Here is a 24,179-nt window from a genome sequence, read left to right on the forward strand (position 1 = left end):
TTTTATGACTAAACCTTACGTTTATATCACGCTAGGCGCTAAATTATTGATATCAACATATTTATATTGTGTTTATAAATAGCATGTACACCAATGCTAATAATTTTAAAAATAATATAAAAACATATATTAACATCAGCTAAACTAAGATAGTCGCCTTTTATAATTTATTAAAGTTACAACTGTAAATCAGCTATGGCATGTTAAAGCGTTTGCGATAAAATATGCATACATAGCGCTTCAAAATCAAGACCCCTTGCTTTTGCAGCCATGGGTACTAAACTATGACTTGTCATACCGGGGACTGTATTTATCTCCAACAACCAAAAGTTTCCCTCTTCATCTTGCATCGCATCAACTCGGCCCCACCCCGAGGCATTAACCGCTTTAAATGCGGCTACGCTTAGTGCCTGTAAATATGCTTCCTCTTCATCTGATAACCCACATGGAATGTGATAGGCAGTATCATTACGACTATATTTAGCTTCATAATCATAAAAGTTTGAAATGTCTGCGGGTTCTAATCGGATAACAGGATAGGCTTCGTCATCTATGATAACTATCGTGAATTCGCGGCCCGTTATCCACTTTTCTGCCATAACCACATCACCACAACCAGAAGCAAGCTCATAAGCTTTGGGCAGCTCATCTAAAGTATTAACTTTACTCATCCCAATGCTTGAACCTTCGTGAACAGGCTTGACCATTAGAGGCAGGCCTAAGGTATTTACAATTTGTTGCCAGTCAGTATCGGAGGTTAACAGCGAAAAAGGTGCGGTAGATAAGCCGCACCCTTGCCATAACTGTTTGGTCCGTACCTTATCCATGCCAATAGCAGAAGCCAGTACGCCTGATCCTGTCTGAGGAATGCCTAACCAGTCTAAAAGTCCTTGAAGCTGACCATCTTCACCGCCGCGGCCATGCAATACATTAAATACTCGATCATAATTTCTAAGCTCAGTAATGTCATGATCTTTAGGGTCAAAATGCTTAGCGTCAACGCCTTTAGATTGTAATGCTTTTAATACCGCACTACCGCTATCAAGTGATACATCGCGCTCATTACTATTACCGCCATAGACAACGGCGACTTTTCCAAAAATACTCGCATCTTGTATCGGCATTGAATCGTGGGTTTGTAAATTAGAAGAAGATTGGTTCATAGTTATTGACTTCTTAGACACGGGTTTGATAATTAATCGAATTAAACTAGGGGCTTTCTAGAATATATAAATTATTGGCTGCAAGCTCTTGACTGATCTGACCGACATTGCCAGCGCCTTGGGCAATAATCATATCATTGGCTCTTAATATGCGCTGCATGACAGGTTCTAAGTTATTGATATCTACTAATTCAGGTTCTACTTCGCCACGCAATCGAATACTGCGAGCTAATGATCTGGTGTCAGCACCTAATATCGGTGCTTCGCCTGCGCTATATACATCTAGTAGTAACAGCTCATCAACTTGAGATAATACTTCGACAAAATCATCATAACAGTCACGGGTACGGCTATAGCGATGTGGCTGAAATAGCATGACCAAGCGGCGCTCGGGATAGCTTTCACGTGCCGCTTTGATTGTTGCCGCCACCTCGACTGGATGATGACCATAATCATCAATCAATAGGACATCACCATCGTCTTTTTCGACACAAGCGAGCTGCTCAAAGCGTCGCCCTACACCTGCAAATTTCGCCAAAGCACGCTTAATGGCATCGTCATCTACCCCTTCATCCGTTGCCATCGTCACCGCCGCCAATGCATTTAGTACATTATGTTCGCCAGGGATATTTAGGGTTAAATCTAGAGGTTCACGGTCTTTACGTAGTACGGTGAAATGAGTTTTAGTGCCTTCAATGCGTACATTAGTGGCTTGGACACTATTATGCGGCTCAAAACCGAACGTCTGAACAGGGCGTCCAATATCATCTATCATAGCAGACAACTCTTTGTCGTCGCCACATACAACGGCCAATCCGTAAAAGGGCATATTTTGGAGAAATTGAATATAGGCCGCTTTCAATTTATCAAAACTATTCTCATACGTCTCCATATGGTCCTGATCTATATTGGTAACAATAGCGGCCATAGGATGTAGGGTCAAGAAAGAAGCATCCGACTCATCTGCCTCAGCGATAAGATAACGACTTGCGCCTAATGCAGCGTTCTTACCTGACGCATTAAGCTTACCTCCAATCACGTACGTTGGGTCATACCCCCCTTCCGTCATCATCATGGTAAGTAAGCTTGTCGTGGTCGTTTTGCCATGCGCGCCCGCCACAGCAATGCCGTGCCGATATCGCATCAACTCCCCTAACATATCTGCACGGCGTACCACAGGTAGACGTGCTTTCAACGCGGCTTGAATTTCAGGGTTATTACGATCTATCGCAGAAGAGACAACGAGCACATCCGCACGTCTTATATTTGTTGAGTCATGCCCTATAAAAACGTTAATACCCAGTGACTCTAATCGTTTGGTCACGGGGCTCTCTTTAATGTCTGAGCCACTCACATCATAGCCTTGGTTTTTAAGTACTTCGGCAATACCGCACATCCCAGCACCGCCAATTCCAATAAAATGAATGCATTTAATACGGCGCATTTCAGGTATTTCGATTAATCGTAATGGCTGGGTGTTGTTTGACATACGTCTCTCTTAAAGTCTGATTGGTGTATACTTTGCTATTTTAAACACATTGCTATTTTAAACACATTGCTATTTTAAACACATTGCTATTTCAAACATTTAGCAATCTAAAGTAGCATCGGTACATCTTTATAGGATTAATAAAGTCAATAAAATTTAGAGGGTCGATAAATTTTATATGACGTTACTGTCGCATCTTAAACTTTATTATTAAAAAATTTATTGCTTTAAACGTTAATATTATGTGCTTACTGACTAGCGTACAATATGTGACCAGATAAAATCTGCAGTTATCATCGTAGATCCTGGGTTTGCAAGTTCTCTACCCTTTATCGCCATTGATTGACATTTTTCTCGATCTAATTCAACTAATATTTCAGCCAGATATTCGGCAGAGAATTTACTTTGAGGGATTAAATAGGCTGCATCTTCAACGGCTAATGAACGTGCGTTTGCTGTTTGATGATCATCGACCGCATGAGGTAGAGGGACAAATATAGCCGCTAAACCAACGTTTTGAATTTCAGTCACAGTCAGTGCACCCGCTCGGCATACAATCACATCCGCCCACGCATAAGCTTTTGCCATGTCGACGATAAACGGCATGACTTCAACGTTATGTAGTGACTTATCTACAGACGTATAGTTAGCTTGGGTGATTTCGACATGTTTGCGTCCACACTGATGATGGACTTCAATTGGTATGTTAAGTTTTGCCAAAGCCGCGGGCACAGTTTCATTTAATATTTGAGCACCTAATGAGCCGCCAACTACCAATAGTCGTAAAGGGCTTTCATCATTTAGGTCATAACGCTTTTGTGGCGGTTTAATATTAAATATGGCGTCTCGTACAGGATTACCAACGGTTTCAAGCTTTGGATTTTTTGGACTGTCGCTGTCACCAAAGGTATCCGGAAAAGCCTGTAATACTTTTGCAGATATTTTGGAGAGATAACGATTGCTCATACCAGCGATTGCATTTTGTTCATGGATAATAAGCGGTACATTCGTGGCTTTGGCTGCAAGACCCCCAGGCGCCGTTACATAGCCACCGAAACCCACCACCACATCAATTTGATTTGCTTTAATAATTTGAATACTGGCTAAGATGGCTTTTGATAATGTGAATGGCAATTTTAAGAGTCGTCCAACCCCTTTACCACGTAGTCCTTGCATCTCAATGGCATGGAACGTATACCCGACTGGTTTGACCAAATCATTTTCCATACCACTGGGCGTGCCTAACCAATGAATATCTGCCCCACGTTTGCTCAATTCTTCAGCTACGGCCAACGCTGGGAATACATGTCCACCTGTACCTGCTGCCATCATCAATACTTGGGGTGCAACGCTCGCTGCTGAACTTAATTGACTGCTGCTAACTGCAGAAGATACAGACACAAGATACGCTCCTAACCAATTGTTCGAAAAATTATCATTAAAACCTTAATTTAATCGTAGATTAACCACAAAATATAAAAGGTTTAAAATTAAATTAAAAAATCATACCACAAACTAGGGGCTGTTGAACATTCAAACATTATGACGGATAACAATTAAGCAAAAAAACTCGATATCAGTTAAGACTTCAAATAATTCTATTATAAATCACTATCTTAAAGGTAGTTAACTTAGCCGTTTGAATCCAAAATATTGACGTCATACATAAAATTTAATAGTTAGTTCTATCAATTTGAAAATAGTTATTATTTGAAAAATTGCTATTAGCCAAGCAGTTTAGTTTAAATAATAAAAAAGCCAAGTAGCTTTTAGTAGGTGCTACTTGGCTCATTAACGTACTGATATATGTAAGTAATATTAATAATAAAAACTAAGTATAAAATGTGTATAAACGGGTACAGGGTACGCCTAAATCTATCGACGTTTCAAAATACGTGTTTTGCCCAATAATGAAATACCTTTATAACCCCGTAGTTTTAGCGTATCTCCATTTAACTCAGCTTTACCTGAGAAGGTCATACCCGTTTCAGGTTCAATACCAGAACCGCCGACATACTTATTGGGATTATTAGGATCTGCTTTTAAGCCCCAAAGCACAGTTGCACCCCTTAGCGGTTTGTTTTTAAACTTGCCCTCGCACGTATCGCAAACACTCTTACCTGCTGCACGCGGATCAAGCACCTTAACGATCTTAGCAGACAGTTTGCCTTGACTTTCTTTAAACTCTAGCACGGCATCAGGCTTACCATCATTAAAGGTAGTCCATTGTGTATTATTCAGCTGATCCGCTGCGTTTGCCATCAAGCCAATACCTAGACCAGTAACAAGTACTATTGATTTTACTAATGCATTCATATGACATCCTTGTTGAGTAATTAAAGCGCTTTTAGATATAAAGCTTATTTTAAATAGTTAGTCTTCACTTTTTAAATGTTAACTATAAATAATGTAATCATTATATAAATTATAGTGATGCAATAAGGTACTCCATGTACATCATGCATCAATTTTTATAATACTAAACTATTAGTATAAATACACTATTAAAAACAATTATTTATGACATAACAAATAAACCAAACTTATATTCATATTAACTATGTATCACTATATGACTAACAGAATCGGATGAATGCATTATGTATCATAAGTTCCTCGTTAAGCATATAGGACTGTACGCGTATAGGACCTCAAACGTATAGGACATGCTAAAGCCACATCAATTGTTATAAGATTCGCTATACTGACAGTCTCTTACGTTCGATAGCAATCATTAAATCGGTAGCAATATCGGTTCCGCATTGTGTATTGATTTCACGTACACAAGTTGGGCTGGTCACATTAATTTCAGTAATTTTGCCACCGATAACATCTAGCCCAACAAACATAAGCCCTTTTTGTTTAACAATAGGTGCAACTTGCTTTGCCACAGCCATCTCCTCATCGGTGACTGGCATAGCGACGCCTTGACCACCAGCCGCTAGGTTGCCGCGCGTTTCACCCTTAGTTGGAATGCGGGCCAAGCTATAAGGCACAATCTCTCCATCGATAATTAATATACGCTTATCGCCCTCTTTGATCTCGGGTAAAAAACGTTGGGCCATTATCGGAAGTGTTTCAAGTTCTGTTAATATCTCTAGCGTCGCACCTATATTTGGGCTATCTGCAGTCAATCTAAATATGCCCGTACCGCCCATTCCATCTAATGGTTTGACAATGACATCCTCTTGTTCACTGATAAATTTACGAATATGAGACTGTTTACTGGTGACGATAGTGGGGCTCATAAGATCACTAAACCATGTCGCAAATAGCTTTTCATTACAATCTCTTATTGCTTGAGGGTCATTGACAACAAGCACACCAGCATCTTTAGCATGATCGAGCATATAGGTACTATATAAAAAACGCATGTTAAATGGCGGGTCTTTACGCATCAAAATCACATTATAATCGGTGATGAGCTGGGTCGTTTTTGAATCAAGCGTATAAAAATTTTCAGGATCACGGCGTACAGTTACTTTTTGTGCATCGACTTTCAGCGTACCTTGATCTAACCATAAATCATGTATTTGGCAGTAACCCAAACTATGACCGCGATCGCTGGCTGCCCACATCATCGCCAATGTCGAATCTTTTTTATAATTTACCGTAGATATCGGATCCATTACCACCAAGATATTCAGTGAGTGACTCGTTGACGTTTGACTCATGGTAACTTACTCCATTTATACGCCTTATTAGGCATAAATTTATATTAATGATTTGTCTGAGTGGTTAGATTATATTAAATACGGCTTACTTATAATTAAACTTATTTGGCTTGACTAGTTCTAAATCAGTAGTTTTAAATCAGTAGTTCTAAATCAATAGTATTAAGTAATAGTCTAAAGGCAATAATCTTAGCGCTTATACACCGTATTGTTCACGGTAATGACGCATTTTTGCAAGCTGAGTATCTTCCCCATTTACTGCCACGTACTCAATAATATCATCAATATCTACCAATGCTTTGACAGGTACATTCAAGCGTTGAGACAGCTCTTGAATGGCAGATTGCGCATCTTGACCGCGCTCTTTACGATCTAAAGCCACAATAATGCCTGAAACCGTAGCGCCGGCGGCATCTAAAATATCAACCACTTCACGCATGGCAGTGCCCGCTGTAATAACATCATCGAGCACCCATACCGCTTTACCTTTAACATCAGCGCCCACCAAGCTACCGCCCTCTCCATGATCTTTCGCTTCTTTACGATTATAGCCCCATCGTGCATTTATACCATGGTTATTCCAAAGCGCTTGCGCAGTAGCAGCAACAAAAGGAATACCTTTATACGCTGCGCCAAATATAACGAGCTCCTCACTGTCTGCATATTTGACTTGATCTGCTAAAGCTTGCGCATATCCATTTGCCAGCAACGATAGTGTCTCTCCAGTTGCTAACAAGCCTGCGTTAAAAAAATAAGGACTAATACGGCCTGACTTAAGCACATATTCGCCAAATTTCAAAACATCATTGGACAATGCTAATTGAATAAGTTTACTACTACTAAACGTGTTGTGTGAAGAAGCTGCCATGTAAAACCCTATAAAAACAAAATATAAAAAGAAAAACCTTAAAATTTTCAACCTTAATAATGCGCGTATTATAGCGCTAATTTAGGTTAGAAACAGCAAAGCCTAGCTCATGACCATCCATTAATATAATAGTCACTAATATTGGGATACCGAGTTAGTAGTGAAGATTGAGAGGATATATTGGTATAAACAGCTTGCCCTACATTATCGCTCGTCATACCCTGTGCATTCTTTGAGGTTGCTGTTGAGTGCTGTTTAGCATGTACAACATCCATACCCAAATAGCTTGCTGCCATAATAACATGACCTTCAAACAGTCTGATCTGTCGGTATTGGTTTTCAAATTGCGGATGAATATTACACTGACTAAGTACATAACTGCGCATATGTTGGCATATTTGCGCCACGGTGAGACGTCTATTGACTGTTTTACGGGTTTGGCACTGCTTTAATATATGCACCGCAGTGCTACAGGCCAATATATCTGTCGCTATACTATCGACGCCATTATCAAAGCGTTCAGGATATAAAATGGTCTCCCAATTGGGTGCAAATATATCATTGATCATCTCTGGCACCACATTAAATACTTCAATAGTAGAGACTTTATCAAGCGTTGATTGATGGTCAGATAATTGATGGATCGATGTTTTCTTTATTGATTGTGCAGTACTCGCTTTGTCTGTTTTATCAGCGCTTATTTTAGCAAAGTTTGTTTTAGCAAAGTTTGTTTGATCAGCTTGAGTTTTATCAGCGACATAGCTGTTAGGTTTTTTAGATTTTTTAGGGTGATTAGTGTCGTCACTAAATCCATAACGGGTCAAATTAGGATACTGGTTAAATGCCTTATATATGTCTGACATATCTAACAAGGTCATTTGAGTCAAGGGTGTTAATAAAGGGGCGCTGCTACTCGCTTTGGGTTCAAAAAACCCTGAAGGCAGATTAATCAATCCCCCCAATTGCAATAGCTCAAAGTGTGAAGCGAGTTCAGGAGAGGCGATCAAGCTCCACCTTGAGTTATCATCCTTTTGAATTGGCAAGTTTGCTGCCATTGGATATTGCTTAGACAACAACTGATCAAGCGATTGTTTATAACGCGGGGCAGGCACAGGTATGTCTGTCAAAGGACGATCTGGATTTAATGCAGTCGTAGACGCATCATAATTCGGATGTTGTATGCCCGCTTGTTCAATCTGTTTTTGCAATAGCGACTTGGCCATCAGATCCTCATTATTTCTTTCAAAAGGCGCACCTTTTGGATAAGGAGCGTCTAAATTGTAGATATCTGTATTCATAATACTAACTTTTTATATCGTATGTTTCGGGTGATTACCTAATTGGTTGACTATCAGTGACTTAGCTATCTATTATTTGCTTAACACAGGTATTAACGCATTTTGTATCGTAGAGCCATATTACATCCACAATCTATCGTTAAAGGTGTTGCAATATATGCATATAACCACTTCGCCAATCTGGATATTGTAACCAATGACGCGGTATATTGCTGTGTAAACGTTTACCACTCATCTTAATATTTGTATCCAAACTTGTCTGAGATGACGGCTCTATTTCCTCATCAGATGCCAAATCCGGCGGTGTGCTATCCACACGCTTCGCAAGCCAGCTCATGAGCGTATAAGAAGTTACGGGGTCATAATCGGTTGCAATATATATAGGCTTGAGCCCATCTTCTGCTGATAAGCACATTATTTGAACTATAATGTTTATTAAATCGGTGTCCATGATACGGTTGGTCCACGCAAAAGGGGGCATTGCAGGCTTCGGATCTTCTTTCGCTTTGCGAACACGCATTAAACGCTCTTTTCCATAAATACCACTCGGTCTTAAAATCACTGACCGCTGTCCATATGCATGGCGTAGGACCTCTTCGGCTTTCAATATATATGTTGACGCTTCTCGCTTTGGTGTCAACGGCTCTACTGTCTCATCTATCCACTCGCCCCTATCTTGACCATATACACCTGTTGAGGATACAAACACTACCCGTTCAAGCTTTGGCAGCTGAGGCTCAAGCTTGGCAATATGCTCAGCTATACCATAATAAGTATGTTGGTAGTCTTTAGCATCATAATTATCAGGCGTTACCACTATCAAAATATGAGTAAAGGGACTTAACTGATCTGCTGTAATCTCAAGTGCATCTGCTTGAATATAGTAAGCGTGGTCACTAAGCTCATAATCTTGGCGACTGCCCCGAGCCAAACCTGTTACCACAAATCCATTATTAGCCAATTGATTGGTCACTGGCAATCCAATGTCACCCTGACCTATTATTAAAAAATTTTGTTCGGTTGTTGGTTGTATTGAATCGGTTTGAGACATTTAACTCACCTTAGCTTATTTTATTATTTTAAATATAAATTAAGTCAGTTAAGCAAGATGTATGTATAGGATAAACACACTTATTAATATTAAAAACTATTCAGGCATTTACCTATTTTATCGTTTAAGCTACCTATTTAATCTTAAGCTTTTTTAACTAAAAATTTACTAGTTCAACTAAACTAATTTTATTCTAATAACCATGTGATGGCTTGCTTAACAACTTGCGGATCTGACAACAATGCCATATGACTGACACCGTACAAAACAGCTTTTTGGCTTTTTGGTACATTCAAATTATGATATTCGTCCTGCTCACCAAGCGCTGAATTAATATCGACCAAACCATCACCAAGCACTTGGCTAACTTTAGACGTGTCTTTTTCTTCGCTCAACGTACTTGCTAACAAATAGGTGGTCATATGTTTAGGTAATGGTGTAACCAGACGCTCATGATTAGGAAGTACGCTACGGGTAGTTAGAGTATGCCAGTCCTCATCTCGAATACTACCATGTCGTAAATCAATAATACCGGCACTACGTATATCTCCAAGTCTACTTAGAGATCCTGCAAAGGGTAACCTGTTGATCGTTTGCTGTACGCTATCTCCAATTCTTTCTAAAACAGCGCCATGGTGAGGGGTACCAAGTGTAATAAGTTTAATAACCTTATTTACCCAATTATTAGGGAATGATCTACCATAGAATAAAGCGCTACGCGATACCAAACCGCCCATACTATGCCCAATCAAATTAATGGTTTCAATGTTAGGATAATTTTGTACTAAGGTTTGCATTAGATTAGACAGCTCGCGACCATTAACAGATATACGTTGACCACTATTGTAGTTTAAATAAAGCACGGTAGTATTTGGTATCTTTTTCAAAATCGATAGGCCTAAAGCATCCGCCTCATTTGGATGCCAGTTTTGATAACCCATGCATAGTCCGTGTAAGATAATAACAACGTTGGAAGCCAAAGTAGACGACTTAGGTAAACTTGATGAGATGGCTTGTTTGTTTAAGGGCTCTGATGAGTATGCTGAACTTTTAAAGTTTGGTGGATAATATGCAATAGGTATTAGCTCGCCGCGGCTGTCGTATAACTGCATAGATAGTGCTAAAGGATTTTTATTAGTCACTAAATGATCACCCATTACCCCATTAATGACATTAACCAATTCATGAAACTTATCAGGTAAAGGATAAGAATATTTATGTTCCAAAGTTTTATTATATTGACGAAAACCAAAAGCAATGCTATGACCTACTACTGAAGTTATACCTTTGATATAGCCATAAATGCGGCTACTAATCCCCTTATTCCAAATATTCCCATACTTATGATTCAATAAGCCAATGGGACGTAATACGATTTCACGATGAATAGCCTCTACTATTCCTGTGGTTTCAATAACACCTATAACCCCTAATTGAGACATACCTGCTAGAAAATCGGGAATTGATATTGGTGTCGCTTTATAAATTTCAGGTTCACAGCTTTCGGTTGTAAGAGGGTCAGCCTTATAAGTTCCAGCTTTTAGTAAGGCCGATTTAATAGGGTCGTAAGAATCTAGCATAACGTCATCTCCTAAACAGTAAAAGCCATCGAACAATCATAATTAAAAGGCTTTAAAAATAGTTTACATAAGATAATCGAATGTCGTCCTGCCCTTCAATAGCGTCTTGCAACTCATAATTACCTTGCAATCTAATGGCATGATTTTTACCCAGATCATATTGAGCCCCTAAACTAACAATAGGCTGCCAATAACTGTCTTTGATACGATCATTTTTAGAGTCGCCGTGGTACCAGTATGGCACTTTGACCTCTCCTACCAGTCTGGCACGGCTATTAAGGTGATAACGGCATCCCAAATTAACGCCTGCGCCCACTCTATATCCTTTATTTAATCCTTTACCCACCTGTGCCACACTCGTACCGAGTGCGTAACATAGCTGTGGTGGTAATTCACCCGAACCAACCGTAGGGTTGCCAAAAGCGACTGATCCCCCTTTCTCAAAGGCGACGCTACCTACAAGGTGGCTAGTATGTGGATCATTATCTGCATTATCGCGGTTCATATTAGAACCATCTTTTACTTGAGTGGCCTGAATATTTACGCCCCAACTAGACAACCAAGACTCTCCGTTACGAGCGGTATTCAATGGATTAAGAGACCTGCCACGTAATATAGCTAATTCTTGTAACTCTACATGGTCATGGCTGCCTTTAGACTTAGCGTCATCTTTATATACTCTTAATTCAAGATTACCTGCTTCAAGATGGAAATTTTGCGGATAGCCACTGGGTCGATCTAATAGATCATTAAATCCGCCACGATACGCCAAGCTGATATAGACAGTATTATCATGTGTTCCTACCCCAATCATCGTTCGCTGCAATTCATGTGCATTTAAGGGATTGTTATCGACAGGAACTAAATTAGTCGGTTGCAGCTTATTATCATCGTCAATACTACTACGTGGCATATCTTTTAACTGAGAGTTGTTAATCTTCGCTTGCTTTAGGGTAAGGTCTGCTGGAAAATACTCATAATCTTTAATTAATCCTTCTCGTTTTAACAACCGAACCACATCAGAAGGTACCACTGCTAAGGTGAATTCATCTAATAAATTACCTTGGGGACGAATAATATCAATGTAGCGTAATATTTCCGAAGCGCAGTTATCTTTTGTAAAATAATAAGGCAGTTCTAAGTCTTTAGATTCATACACATGACGCAAAATCTGTTGAACCTCGTCTAGCGACAAATCTAACGCATAGGTCCAGACATCCCGATTATCATTTTGCAAATAATCAGCCAGTTTTATTGGATAGGGCTCTATAGTAATTTCGTTGGGATAGCCACCAAATGCTGCGTTTAGTCCGTACATGATAAATGAATCCTCAGGATCTCCCGCTACAGTATCATTTAGGGCATGCGCTTCATCAATCGCTTTAGGATCTGCCAGACTTTTAGCTGAATCTATTAACATCAGAGTATGACCAAATGCCGACACAGGTCGATCAGGGTACTCTTCTGCAAATACGACGGACAACCGTTTAGGGTCAAGTGCTTTGAACCAATTGTCGAAATCAGGGCAGTTAGGAGTTATTTGTTTTAAACCCAGTTCATTTTTTAACCAATGCATTCTTGCAGGAAACCGACATGCCACACTATCGTTTCCATCAATCCCTTGAGTGATGGATGCTTCAATAAATGCAATTAATTCAGCTTTTGGATCTACTTTACCATTTTGGCTAATAAAAAAATGAGGCAAATCGATTTGACTCTCGTAATTCTGTTCGCCCCCTTTGTAATAATGAAGACGTAGCCACGTAGGATGCGTTGCAAGGTTTTGCTCATCTGCTTTTTTAATTAACTGGTTAATAAGATATTGATGATCAGTATTTGTGGATGGTTCTAGTTTGGATGTTTCTTGTTTAGATGTTTTTTGGTAGTTATTATTAAAGTTATTATTAAAGTTATTATTAAAGTTATAATTTGAAGCGATTTCGCTAGCTTGAACATTTTGAGACAACCCTAAACTCATAGTACATATTAAATATGCAAAAGGTATGGCAAATTTAGTAGTAAATTGATAAGGTAATATTATAAAGTCTAAATAATTGTTTTTACTATGATTAACCGCCTTTTTTAAATAGTTAAAACAAACAAATGACGTTAAATTTGAATATGACATAACAAACCTTATTAATTATCATGTTGCAAGATATGCACACCACTTGTCTGCATCAAAATCTTTTAGGAATACAATGATTAAATAATAGCATGCGAAACATTTTATACCATCAATAATCTCGTTTGATTTTTATATTGTTGTACATTAAATAAACAGTCACCTTAACTAGTGCGTGCCCTCAGTTTGAAAGTGGTGATAAATATAAGATAAATCGCAGTCATACAAGGAAATTAACGCAGATAATATCATTATATTAATCCGTTATTTGACGATGTATGTCAAGATTTAGGTATTTTTAGCCCATTGTTTTGTCATGATACGAATTGAAGTAACACCCTAATAGAGACCTTCATTGGTAGAGACCATGTATAAACTATTCTCCACTTACGATACCCCATCTGTGTCTCTAAGCATCGATTCTGGAAGATTGCTTGAAGCGCAATGGCTGTCGTCCCCTAACTTTAACGATCGTCCTAAAGATACTGTCATTAGTGCCATCGTCATCCATAATATTAGCTTACCACCCTTTGAGTTTGAACAGACAGACAGTAAGGGACAGCATTATGTTAAGTCACTTTTTACCAACACGTTAGATTGGGATGCTCATCCCTATTTTAAAACTATAGAAGGTATGAAGGTTTCTGCTCACTTATTTATAGAACGTAATGGTGCAATCACTCAGTTTGTAAACTTTGAAGATCGCGCGTGGCACGCCGGACGTTCAAGCTACTTGGGTACGCCTGAATGTAATGATTACACTATAGGTATTGAGCTTGAAGGCACCGATTTTCGTGACTTTAGTGATTCACAATACGACGCTTTGACGGCAGCTATTGCGGCTATTCATAAAGCTTACCCTCAAACCCGCCGCCATATCACAGGCCATAGCGATATTGCACCAGGGCGCAAAACAGACCCAGGCAAACATTTTGATTGGGTTAAATTGCGCCAAAAGCTAAGTCAACTTATAGAAATGGATAGTGATTTTTTATAAATGGTAGTGAATTTATAAATAATAGGGGTTTTTATTAATAGTAGTGGTTTTTATTATTAGTGACTGTATTTAGCGCCGCAGTCCTTTAATTTAAGCGTATCTTTCATTTGACATCTTATCTTTAAAATATCATTAGGAATGACAGTTAATGATATAATTCGCAAAATTTTATAATAAATTGAAATTTTGCGAATTTTTTTTATGCAATTTTTGGCAATTTTAGACAATACTTTGTAACAAAGGCGCTTAGATTACATGGCAAAAAGTAAATTATTTCGCTCTACAATGGTTGTAAGCTCAATGACCATGCTTTCACGCATACTAGGTCTAGTACGTGACATGGTTCTTATGGGTGTTTTTGGGGCTGGCGGGTTGATGGATGCCTTCTTGGTAGCCTTTAAAATCCCTAACTTTTTACGGCGGCTGTTTGCTGAGGGTGCCTTTAGTCAAGCATTTGTCCCCGTTTTATCTGAATATAAAGAACGCTTTACCCTCCAAAAAGTTCAAATATTAGTTAGCCGCACCTCAGGCGCATTATTACTAATATTATCTATGCTTACCGTCGTTGTGATGCTCGCCTCACCTTGGGTAATTACATTATTTGCACCGGGCTTTGCTGACGATCCCCAAAAGTTTAATATGGCTAGTGACTTGCTACGTTTAACCTTCCCTTATTTATTATTTATCTCAATGACTGCATTTGCGAGCAGTATTTTACAAAGCTATGGACGCTTCGCCGCGCCAGCCATTGCGCCAGTGCTACTTAATCTTTGTATGATATCGGGTGCGCTTATATTTTCACCGATGTTCGATAAACCTATCATGGCTCTTGGCTACGCTGTCGCCATTGCAGGTCTATTGCAATTTTTTATTCAGCTGCCTCAGCTCTATATGCAAAAGCTATTGGTCAAACCTAAAGTTGATTTTCAGCATGAAGGGGTACGCCGAATTTTAAATTTAATGTTGCCTGCCATATTTGGGGTATCTGTCACACAGATAAATTTGTTATTAAACACCATACTAGCTTCGTTGATGATAACAGGATCGGTCTCCTGGTTGTACGCAGCCGAGCGGTTAACAGAGCTGCCATTGGGACTGATTGGTGTGGCGATTGGAACCGTTATTCTACCCAGCCTATCGACCAGTGAAGCTAACAAAGATGATGTCACGTTTCGTAAGACACTCGACTGGGCGGCGCGTCTAATTATTGTCGTCGGCATGCCAGCGGCGTGTGCCCTATTTGTATTGTCCGATGTGCTCATGCAAACACTCTTTATGCGCGGTGAGTTCATGTTAGAGGACGCTAATATGAGCGGGTTTGCATTACGTAGTATGGCAGGAGGGATATTAGGGTTTATGCTCATTAAAATTTTTGCCCCTGCCTTCTTTGCCCGTCAAGATACCAAGACCCCTGTTAAGATTGGGATTGTGACCGTCATAGCAAATATGATTTTTAGCTTAATATTTGTGGGTATTTTTTATTATTTTAAACTGCCTTTACATGGTGGCCTAGCCCTTGCCACCACTGGTGCCTCTTTAGTTAATGCTGGGCTTTTGTATTATCTACTGCACAAACGCAACTTGTTCCGCTTTGGTCCACATTGGAGGAAGCTTATTTTACAGTTTGCTTCTGCAAGTGTAGTGATGACGGGCGCACTTTATTATGTACTGCCCTATTTCCCTACCCATTCGTCACAGTTATACCGTGTCATAGCATTGCTTCTTATTTGTGCGCTCGGCGCAGTTGTGTATGGCGTTGTGTTATTAGCATCAGGTTTTAGACCGCATCAGCTTAAGCATGGTTAACTTTATGCAGCCCTAAGATCTAATTTATACAATAAAAAAGCCACCGCAATAAACGGTGGCATTTTAATAAATAAAATTTATTCAAAAGCTGTAATTTACTAACTAACTTACTAAGTTTAGATAAGTGAGTATTACTCAGCGTCAGTTTTTTTAGCTTTACTACGTCCGCCAAATGCACCAAAACGCTTGTTAAAGCTAGCAACACGACCTTCGTTAGACGTTTTACGCTGCTCGCCTGTGTAGAAAGGATGCGAGGCACTTGAGATATCAAGTGGATAGTAAGGATATTCTTTACCTTCATACTCACGTGTGGCTTTAGTTTTAGCAGTTGAACGAGTTAAGAAGTACACGTCAGCATTTGTGTCGTGGAATAATACTTCTTGGTACTCTGGGTGGATATCTTTACGCATAATAATTTCTCTCTATGTCCGATATACAGCTTAGCTGTATGTAACTGAGGCACTAGCGCATTTAATAATTAGCCACCTTGTCACTGGCTTATTCCAGCACAAAACACCAATCATTTGCTTCTCTAGCCTTCCTCAGTGGGAAGTTAAGGCGGTGATTTTACCGATTATTTAGCACAGTTGCAAGTTAAAATCACCGCTAAGCTCTTCACGACATATGGATATCTTACGATATACTAAATTTATTTAATCTTTAGTTGACGACTCAGCTGAATCAGCGCTCTTATCAGAGGTGTTTTCTTCATCAGATGTCTTATTATCAGTATCTTTTTTGTCAGATGAGTTGTCGTCAGACGAATAGTCGTCAGATACGTTGTCATGAGAGGTAATAGCATCATCAGACGCCTTATCCTCAGAAGAAGACGCGCGTTGATCAGTTAAGGCTTCTTTAGCTTCCACTGGCTCAGGACCGAATGTCGCCTTAGCCACACCAATAACCTGTTCAATCAAATGACTGTTATAATAACTCGCAATCATTACCGAAGAGATGGGTAATAACTTTAACATCCAATTCAAATTCATACTATCGATATCAATATTGAATTGATCGGCTAAATTATCAACCTGTTCTGCATAGTATTTGACGTTAGAGCTCTGCAAACCTATGTTATTAAGCTCATTGCGTAACCCTGAAGATTGAGCATTGCTCAACAACCCTTTTGACATACCAAGGCCTGCTAATAGCGCTTGCTTCTCTTGCATTTTGCTAAGATCAGCATTAGACAAGATGGTATAAGCCATTTTCACGCCTTCTTTACCCACTAACGGCTTGTTATATACGGTTGATATCTGATACACCGTGCGTAGAGAGACTAATAACAACCACATTGTGTCCGCAAGTATGCCTGGTAAACCTGCAAGACCAGTCACACCGCCAAGCGTTGCTAAAGCGCGATTCTGGTTGGCAATATCATGCGCTAAGGCATTTCTTTGCTGGTCATCCAAATCTTCTAGATTTTCAAAACGATGATCCTCGGGAAGATCAACTTTGCTCCATGAGGCGGCAAGTTTCGCTATTTGCGTGAATGCACTGTCAGTTGCTTTATCAAAAATACTATTCGGTACGACTTTTTTGGCATACTTACCATAAGTTGCAAAACGCTTACCGATCAGCTGTTGTGAGGACTTTACAGCTTGTTGACTAAAAAGATTGTCCACAGATTTAGAATTATAGCTAGATAAATCAACTGCCCTATAATTACTGGCTTTACCAGACTTAGCATTAAGCGAATCTAATAAAGATCCAAACCGCTCTAGATTATCTCGTGCAATATGACCCGCTGTATCAATACCGCCTAACACTATTTTACGTGCTTTAGAACCTTTAGAATTGTCTTTCATATTTGTTATCCCATATTTAATATTATGAATTATAAGTAAATTACAAAATATACATTTGCCATAAAAATAGGATAATCTTAATTAATTATCCATTCAATTATGTAAATAATGATTTTATTATAGGATTTAACTCTCTTAATATCAGTTTAAACAGTGTTATCAGGGTTTGGTGCAATGTAAAAAGGGTTATGTTGATATTTATCTTAAACCCATTTATTAACACTTAATCAACCTAAACAAACCTTAAATCAGTAACTTTCTTAGGATATATTTAACCTGTATGATTTATCATCATTTTACGTTCAATCACTTGCCTGCCCATGAGCTACTCCCCTATATCACACATGTCCTATTAGCAGCACAGTCAAACGATACCGCTTCAAATATTCAGACTTCAAATAATATAGAGTCGAATAATAGCGCTACTCGTTGGCTTCAAAACCAGTCATTGCCGTGGCAAGTATGCTGGTTAAATAACGACCATGATCCTATTATTGGATTGTTACCTAAGGTCTATTGGCAAGTTAATCCAATTCCATCTGCACATAATATCGAACAAAATATACAGCGTAATCAAATAGATGCTGAGATTTCAACGTCTGACTTTCTTAACATTTGTTCTAAATATTCTCATGCTAAAAAAGAGCATGATAAAAACTCTCATGCTGATGACATACCTAGTAATAACGCTTCAAAAGGGACTTTGAAAACAGAGACTAGCTTAATAAAAGTTGAAATAATAAAAGGAATGCGTCAGACGCCCACCCGATGTCATAAGAATACACATGAAAGTAGTCAAAATAATGAGAGTCTAAGTGAGGCTATAACAGCAACTAAGGATGAGGTTGGTATTCATGAAATCGTAGACAGTACGAATACACTAACTGACTATACTCATCACACTTATGAAACGTCATACGCAAACTGGATCAATGAGCTTATTGAGTATTCTGAACGGCATGATTCTGCTTCAACTTTGACATCAGATAATAATTGTAAGGGTCTTGATAAGTTTAGCGCTGATCAAGATGAAGATGACTTGTTAGATGATAGCTATATTCAGGGTAGCTATTTTCAAGTTAGCTATAGCGAGGGATTAATGGGCTTTATCGGTTATGACATTGCTGCTAAATCTTTAAGTCCGAGATATGAATCAATAGCGCTATGCAATCAACCTGCTGCTTTTATGGGACATTATGATATATATTTAAAACCTGCCAATGATAACAGTTGGCAATTGTGTGGGACGTTAGATTGTGACCCCACTGCCATCAATGCTGCTATTCAACTATTACAGCAAGTCGAAGTCTTTTTATCTCATGAATTAGAAGCTGACAAACTGGCTTTGCACGCCCCTCCTATACATTTAAAAAGACATTGGTCCTATCAAGAATATGCCAACGTATTCGCTAAAACACAGCAATATTTGTATGACGGCGATAGCTATCAGATAAACTTAACGCAAAAATGGTCAGCCCAACGTTCCACTAGCCTTAGCGCTGATCAAAATACCGTAAGTATAAATGATGCTAATATAGATGTAGCACCTTTAGTCAACTACTTGCCCAAACTTTATAACAATACCAAAGCGCCCTATGCAGGCTATTTGGGACTCAATAGTTATTTAGCATCTGAAAATTCAATCCATTCTAAAATGAGCTTTGAATTATTGAGCTGCTCCCCTGAATTATTTATTGTTTTTAATAAGAACGATGAAGGTGATCATCAGATTTTGACCAAGCCTATTAAGGGGACTCTACCGCGTGGTCAGTCTTTAGAGGAGGATGCTCGGCTCAAAGTCCAATTGGCTAATAGCGACAAAGACCGTGCAGAAAATGTGATGATTGTGGATCTGTTAAGAAATGATTTTGGCCGATATGCCAAAACTGGCAGTGTTAAAGTACCAAAACTCTTTGCTATTGAAAGCTTTAGCAATGTCCATCACATGGTAAGCTCGGTTACAGCGACGTTAAAGGAAGACGTACATCCATTAACGCTATTATTTAACAGTTTACCCGCCGGTTCAATAACGGGTACACCGAAGAAACGCGCGGTAGAAATTATAGCTGAATTAGAAGTTGGCGCTCGAGGCGCATATTGTGGCACGATGGGGTTTATGAATTTTGATGGCACAGGCAACTGGAACGTTCTGATTCGTTCATTGCAAGCTGATAATCAGGGTATTGTCGCGTTATGGGCAGGCGGAGGAATTACTGTGGGATCTGAAAGCCAGCTAGAATATCAAGAGTGTATTGATAAGGTTGGAAACTTAATCGACTTACTTAAAAAATAATCAGCTCTGTAGAATAAACTCTGTCAATATTATTGCAGACATAACTGACATAAATAGAGTTTAAAGAGCCATCAACTGACTTATTCAATAAAAAAAGGGCTGTGCTACTGCCAGTCCTTTTAATTTGTTAGTTTATTCGTCAGTTTACTAATTAATTTATTTAGCAATTTTTAAACTCAGTAATTTGTTTGGTTAGTCCTGCATCTGCTTTAGGGCGTCAAGCAAACGTTTGTTTTGAGACTCTGTACCCACTGTAATGCGCAAATGTTCGTCTAATCTAGGCTGATCAAAATAGCGTACGATAATGCCCTGATCGCGTAGATTCTGAGCCACTTGTTTAGCGTCAAGCCCTTGAGGGCGGGCTAACACGAAGTTTGCTTGAGAAGGTAGGACATCAAAACCTAAGGCCTCTAAGTCTTTGATTAAAGACTGACGCAGCTTAATGACCTGTTGACACGTTTCTTCAAAATACGCGGTATCAAGTACGCTCGCCTGCGCGCCAGCTTGCGCCAAACGATCTAATGGGTAGCTGTTGAAACTATTTTTCATTCGAGTCAATGCTTCAATCAATGAGGCATTACCAAACGCCATACCTACGCGTAGACCTGCTAAGGAACGTGACTTTGAGAACGTTTGGGTCACTAATAAGTTGTCATGTTTATTAATTAAACTGACCGCAGATACGCCTTCATCCGCTTCTGAAACCGCAAAATCGATATACGCTTCATCAATGACTACCACAGCGTTTGGATGCTCTGACGCAAGTTTATCGATAGACTCTAAAGGTAAAAGCAGCCCCGTTGGCGCATTGGGATTAGCCACGATTATACCCGAACAAGGTTGACGATAATCATCAGTACGAATACTAAAATCTTCGCGTAATGGAATTTTTACCAGTTCAATATCAAAAGTCTCTGCGTATACCGGATAGAAGCTATAGCTTATGTCGGGTGATAGTAATGGACGCTCCTTTAGGAAGAAACAAGCAAATACAAATGCTAAAACTTCATCTGAGCCATTACCCACAAACACTTGATCTGGTTCTAACTCATAAGCAGAAGCCAACGCCTCACGCAAATCAGTAGACTCAGGCGCAGGATATAATCTTAATTCGTCAGCTTGGTTATGCAAAACTTGGGCAATGGCATCAGCCACTTTTGGAGAAGGTGGAAACGGATTCTCATTGGTGTTTAATTTGCATAAGTCGTCATGTGTTGGCTGTTCACCTGGTACATAGGGTGTCAGGTTACGTGCTCTCATTGACCACAATCGAGTCTCTACTTTTTGTTCCATAGTTTCATCATCATTATTATTTTAAATAGAAGGCTTATATCATTAGAAAACGTTGGAAATAATACGTTAGTCGCTGTCTATTTAGTCTACTATCAGACCTATTTTACAATCTAATCTTGCCTAATGACTATTAAAGAAATGTGACTTTATAAGTTGGTATAAAATGCGATATACCTATCAAGGTAAGTCGATGTCACCATAACTAATTAAAATCGTTAGCTATATTATCATGACATTTACTCTGGTAAATACTAAATTTACCTTATAAATGCCTTAGAGAAAAATAATGCGACAGTTGTTGTCGTTTTACTTATTACTCTTGGTTGCGATATCGGGCTGACCGTGCATGGGCCTCAAGATTTTCCTCCATCGCTAGAATATCAGCGACTTGTGCCAAAGACTTAGACCCTTCAGTAGAACAATAAATAAGCGATGTTTTCTTTTGAAAATCGTAAACACCTAGTGGTGATGAAAAACGTGCCGTACCCGAGGTTGGTAGTACATGGTTGGGACCAGCACAATAATCACCAATAGCTTCGGGAGTATGTCGACCCATAAAGATAGCACCTGCATGGCGAATATCATCAATAACTGCATCTGGATCATCTAAGGATAACTCAAGATGCTCAGGAGCAACTTTATTGATAACGTCAAGCCCTTCGCTACGATCTTTTACCAATACCAGAGCGCCTCGATTTTCTAAAGCTTCTCTTGCAATTTCTGCTTTAGGCAACTGTTCAAGTGCGTCATCAATTGCTCGTGCAACCGCATCCAGCTGTTCGCGGCTGGTCGTGACAAATATGGACTGAGCCACAGTGTCATGCTCTGCTTGCGACAATAAATCCATGGCCAACCACTGTGCATTATCGTCAGCCTCACCCTCTGCATATACCAATACCTCAGAAGGTCCAGCAATCATATCAATACCAACTTGACCAAATACCGCTCTCTTAGCGGCAGCCACATACTTATTGCCAGGTCCAGTAACTTTGTCGACTTTAGGAATGGTTTGTGTGCCATAGGCTAAAGCAGCAACGGCTTGAGCACCGCCAATCGTAAATACTTTATCCACATTAGATAAATATGCCGCCCCTAAAACCAATTTATTTAGCTCCCCTTTTGGGGCAGGCACCACCATTATAACGTCGCTAACGCCAGCCACTTTAGCAGGTATCGCATTCATCAATACAGATGAAGGATAAGATGCCAAACCACCCGGGACATAAATACCCACTCTATCTAGTGGGGTGACTTTTTGACCTAAACGGATACCTAACTCATCGGTATATTCCCAAGTTTGCTGTACTTGGCGCTGATGGAAGCTTTTAATACGCTGTGCTGCAGTATCTAGCGCAGCTTTTATCGTCTCGTCCAGTTCATCATAGGCAGCTTTTAACTCATCTTGTGTGAGAATTAAATCTTGCATTGAGCTTGCTGGGTGTGAATCAAACTTTTGGGTGAGCGCCAATACCGCGTCATCCCCTGTTTGCCTAACTTGATGAATAATGTCATCAACCGTTTTGAGCAGATCAGTATCATTAACAGTTTCAAAAGCGAGCAGATCAGCCAGTTGTTGATCGAAGTTGGCATCGGAACTGGTTAAGATACGCATACGAAGTCCTTTGTTAAATTCAATAAACTTTAAAGATAGGGGATAGAAATAAATTTAGTAGGTATTATGACTCTAATATGGGGCTCAAATGCTATGATTTCAATTTAAAATACAGTCAAAGAAGTCTACAATGGTTTTAAGGCAACCGAGTACAAATGCTACTCACGTAGGCTTAACGAGGTTAATACTGTAACTGTTTAGTATTTCGCTGATTATAGTCGCTCATATAGTGTACTAAGGTTTTGTGCATAAAAAAGCATCACTAACGATAGTGATGCTTTGCATCAATAAGTGTAATTGTATCTCATTCACCATACAATTAACTCAGAACAACTAACTTTTTAAAATCTTGCTGTACATAATTATAGCTTTATATCATAGAGCTTTAATAGTTAACTAGTAATTAAATGACGTCATGTTTCTAATCGGCAATACTTTTCTTAAAACTTTCAAGAATGGGTTCTAAAAGATCAAATTTACGTTTGTAGCTCACTTGATTAACAATTAAGCGAGAAGATACTTCACAGATATGATCCACTGGTTCTAAACCATTAGCGCGTAACGTGTTTCCGGTATCAACCACATCAACAATCATATCACCCAAGCCAACTAATGGCGCCAGTTCCATAGAGCCGTAAAGTTTGATCAAATCAACTTGTTGACCTTGGCTTGCGAAGTACGCACGTGCCACATTCACATATTTAGTGGCTATACGTAGACGACGATTGGGCAACTGAGCCCCTTCAATACCTGCGGTCATCAGCTTGCATTGTGCAATCTTTAAATCAAGCAGTTCATACACATGCTTAGCGCCATACTCAAGTAGCACGTCTTTACCCGCAACCCCGAAATCTGCTGCACCATGCTCGACATATGTCGGCACGTCACTAGCACGGAGAATAAGGACTCGCACCATATCATGCGAGGTTGGAAAAATAAGTTTACGAGATTTCTCAGGGTCTTCGAGTAACTCAATACCCGCAGCTTTTAATAAAGGCAACGTTTCTTTTAAAATTCTACCTTTAGAGAGTGCCAGCGTTAAACCTGCATAGTCGCTGTCCGCTTGATTAAGTAGTTCGTTGTGTTCAGTCATAGATGGCTGCGTCTTATAAAATTTTGAAA

At 39.3% G+C, this 24,179-nt stretch carries 17 protein-coding genes and 1 pseudogene; 3 read left to right on the plus strand and 15 right to left on the minus strand.

Features of this window, described 5'->3' with window-relative positions; translation table 11 throughout:
• Positions 1-203: 203 nt before the first annotated feature.
• The 10 genes from AC2SLP_RS00220 to AC2SLP_RS00265 all read right to left on the minus strand — a co-directional run bounded on the left by AC2SLP_RS00220 (position 204) and on the right by AC2SLP_RS00265 (position 13,251).
• Positions 204-1,118 carry a D-alanine--D-alanine ligase gene (locus AC2SLP_RS00220; protein WP_486534810.1) on the minus strand — a complete coding sequence of 305 codons (915 nt, stop codon included), beginning with the start codon at positions 1,116-1,118 and terminating at the stop codon, positions 204-206.
• Positions 1,119-1,209: 91 nt separating this feature from the next.
• A complete protein-coding gene (gene murC, locus AC2SLP_RS00225) occupies positions 1,210-2,652 on the minus strand; it encodes a UDP-N-acetylmuramate--L-alanine ligase (RefSeq protein ID WP_486534549.1) in 1,443 nt (480 codons plus the stop codon).
• 255 nt (positions 2,653-2,907) lie between these two features.
• A complete protein-coding gene (gene murG, locus AC2SLP_RS00230) occupies positions 2,908-3,984 on the minus strand; it encodes an undecaprenyldiphospho-muramoylpentapeptide beta-N-acetylglucosaminyltransferase (RefSeq protein ID WP_486534811.1) in 1,077 nt (358 codons plus the stop codon).
• Positions 3,985-4,527: 543 nt separating this feature from the next.
• On the minus strand, positions 4,528-4,968 hold the full coding sequence (locus AC2SLP_RS00235) for a DUF2147 domain-containing protein (RefSeq protein WP_486534550.1): 441 nt from the start codon (positions 4,966-4,968) through the stop codon (positions 4,528-4,530).
• Positions 4,969-5,351: 383 nt separating this feature from the next.
• Complete coding sequence (gshB, locus tag AC2SLP_RS00240; RefSeq protein WP_486534551.1) at positions 5,352-6,326, minus strand: glutathione synthase; 975 nt, start codon at positions 6,324-6,326, stop codon at positions 5,352-5,354.
• A gap of 196 nt (positions 6,327-6,522) precedes the next feature.
• On the minus strand, positions 6,523-7,194 hold the full coding sequence (gene pyrE, locus AC2SLP_RS00245) for an orotate phosphoribosyltransferase (RefSeq protein ID WP_486534552.1): 672 nt from the start codon (positions 7,192-7,194) through the stop codon (positions 6,523-6,525).
• Positions 7,195-7,301: 107 nt separating this feature from the next.
• Positions 7,302-8,492, minus strand: a complete 1,191-nt coding sequence (locus tag AC2SLP_RS00250) for a hypothetical protein (protein WP_486534553.1) — start codon at positions 8,490-8,492, stop codon at positions 7,302-7,304.
• Between the two features lie 139 nt (positions 8,493-8,631).
• Positions 8,632-9,543, minus strand: a complete 912-nt coding sequence (locus tag AC2SLP_RS00255) for an NAD-dependent epimerase/dehydratase family protein (RefSeq protein WP_486534554.1) — start codon at positions 9,541-9,543, stop codon at positions 8,632-8,634.
• Between the two features lie 188 nt (positions 9,544-9,731).
• Complete coding sequence (locus tag AC2SLP_RS00260; protein WP_486534555.1) at positions 9,732-11,123, minus strand: PGAP1-like alpha/beta domain-containing protein; 1,392 nt, start codon at positions 11,121-11,123, stop codon at positions 9,732-9,734.
• 52 nt (positions 11,124-11,175) lie between these two features.
• Positions 11,176-13,251, minus strand: a complete 2,076-nt coding sequence (locus AC2SLP_RS00265; RefSeq protein ID WP_486534556.1) for an Lnb N-terminal periplasmic domain-containing protein — start codon at positions 13,249-13,251, stop codon at positions 11,176-11,178.
• A gap of 364 nt (positions 13,252-13,615) precedes the next feature.
• On the opposite strand from AC2SLP_RS00265, the gene ampD reads away from it, so the two are divergent.
• Together ampD and murJ are read left to right on the plus strand one after the other, a co-directional pair.
• Positions 13,616-14,245 (plus strand): 1,6-anhydro-N-acetylmuramyl-L-alanine amidase AmpD, encoded by a 630-nt coding sequence (gene ampD, locus AC2SLP_RS00270; protein ID WP_486534557.1) that lies wholly within the window; start codon positions 13,616-13,618, stop codon positions 14,243-14,245.
• Between the two features lie 255 nt (positions 14,246-14,500).
• Positions 14,501-16,051, plus strand: a complete 1,551-nt coding sequence (murJ, locus tag AC2SLP_RS00275; protein WP_486534558.1) for a murein biosynthesis integral membrane protein MurJ — start codon at positions 14,501-14,503, stop codon at positions 16,049-16,051.
• A 131-nt stretch (positions 16,052-16,182) separates the two neighbouring features.
• On the opposite strand, the gene AC2SLP_RS00280 is transcribed toward murJ, so the two are convergent.
• Complete coding sequence (locus tag AC2SLP_RS00280) at positions 16,183-16,461, minus strand: type B 50S ribosomal protein L31 (protein WP_077449633.1); 279 nt, start codon at positions 16,459-16,461, stop codon at positions 16,183-16,185.
• Between the two features lie 243 nt (positions 16,462-16,704).
• Positions 16,705-17,859: an EcsC family protein gene (locus AC2SLP_RS00285; RefSeq protein ID WP_486534559.1), complete on the minus strand. Its 1,155-nt coding sequence runs from the start codon at positions 17,857-17,859 to the stop codon at positions 16,705-16,707.
• A gap of 1,084 nt (positions 17,860-18,943) precedes the next feature.
• Here AC2SLP_RS00285 and AC2SLP_RS00290 point away from each other — a divergent pair.
• A pseudogene (locus tag AC2SLP_RS00290) lies at positions 18,944-20,152 on the plus strand (anthranilate synthase component I family protein); the annotation flags it as partial.
• A gap of 192 nt (positions 20,153-20,344) precedes the next feature.
• Here the strand turns inward: AC2SLP_RS00290 and hisC are convergent.
• The 3 genes from hisC to hisG form a co-directional block, all read right to left on the minus strand.
• Positions 20,345-21,445: a histidinol-phosphate transaminase gene (gene hisC / locus AC2SLP_RS00295; protein ID WP_486534560.1), complete on the minus strand. Its 1,101-nt coding sequence runs from the start codon at positions 21,443-21,445 to the stop codon at positions 20,345-20,347.
• Positions 21,446-21,758: 313 nt separating this feature from the next.
• Positions 21,759-23,057, minus strand: coding sequence for a histidinol dehydrogenase (hisD, locus tag AC2SLP_RS00300; RefSeq protein WP_486534561.1), 1,299 nt, complete (start codon positions 23,055-23,057; stop codon positions 21,759-21,761).
• A gap of 421 nt (positions 23,058-23,478) precedes the next feature.
• Complete coding sequence (gene hisG, locus AC2SLP_RS00305; protein WP_486534562.1) at positions 23,479-24,150, minus strand: ATP phosphoribosyltransferase; 672 nt, start codon at positions 24,148-24,150, stop codon at positions 23,479-23,481.
• Between the last annotated feature and the right edge of the window lie 29 nt (positions 24,151-24,179).

The organism is Psychrobacter sp. CX21 (assembly GCF_057396255.1).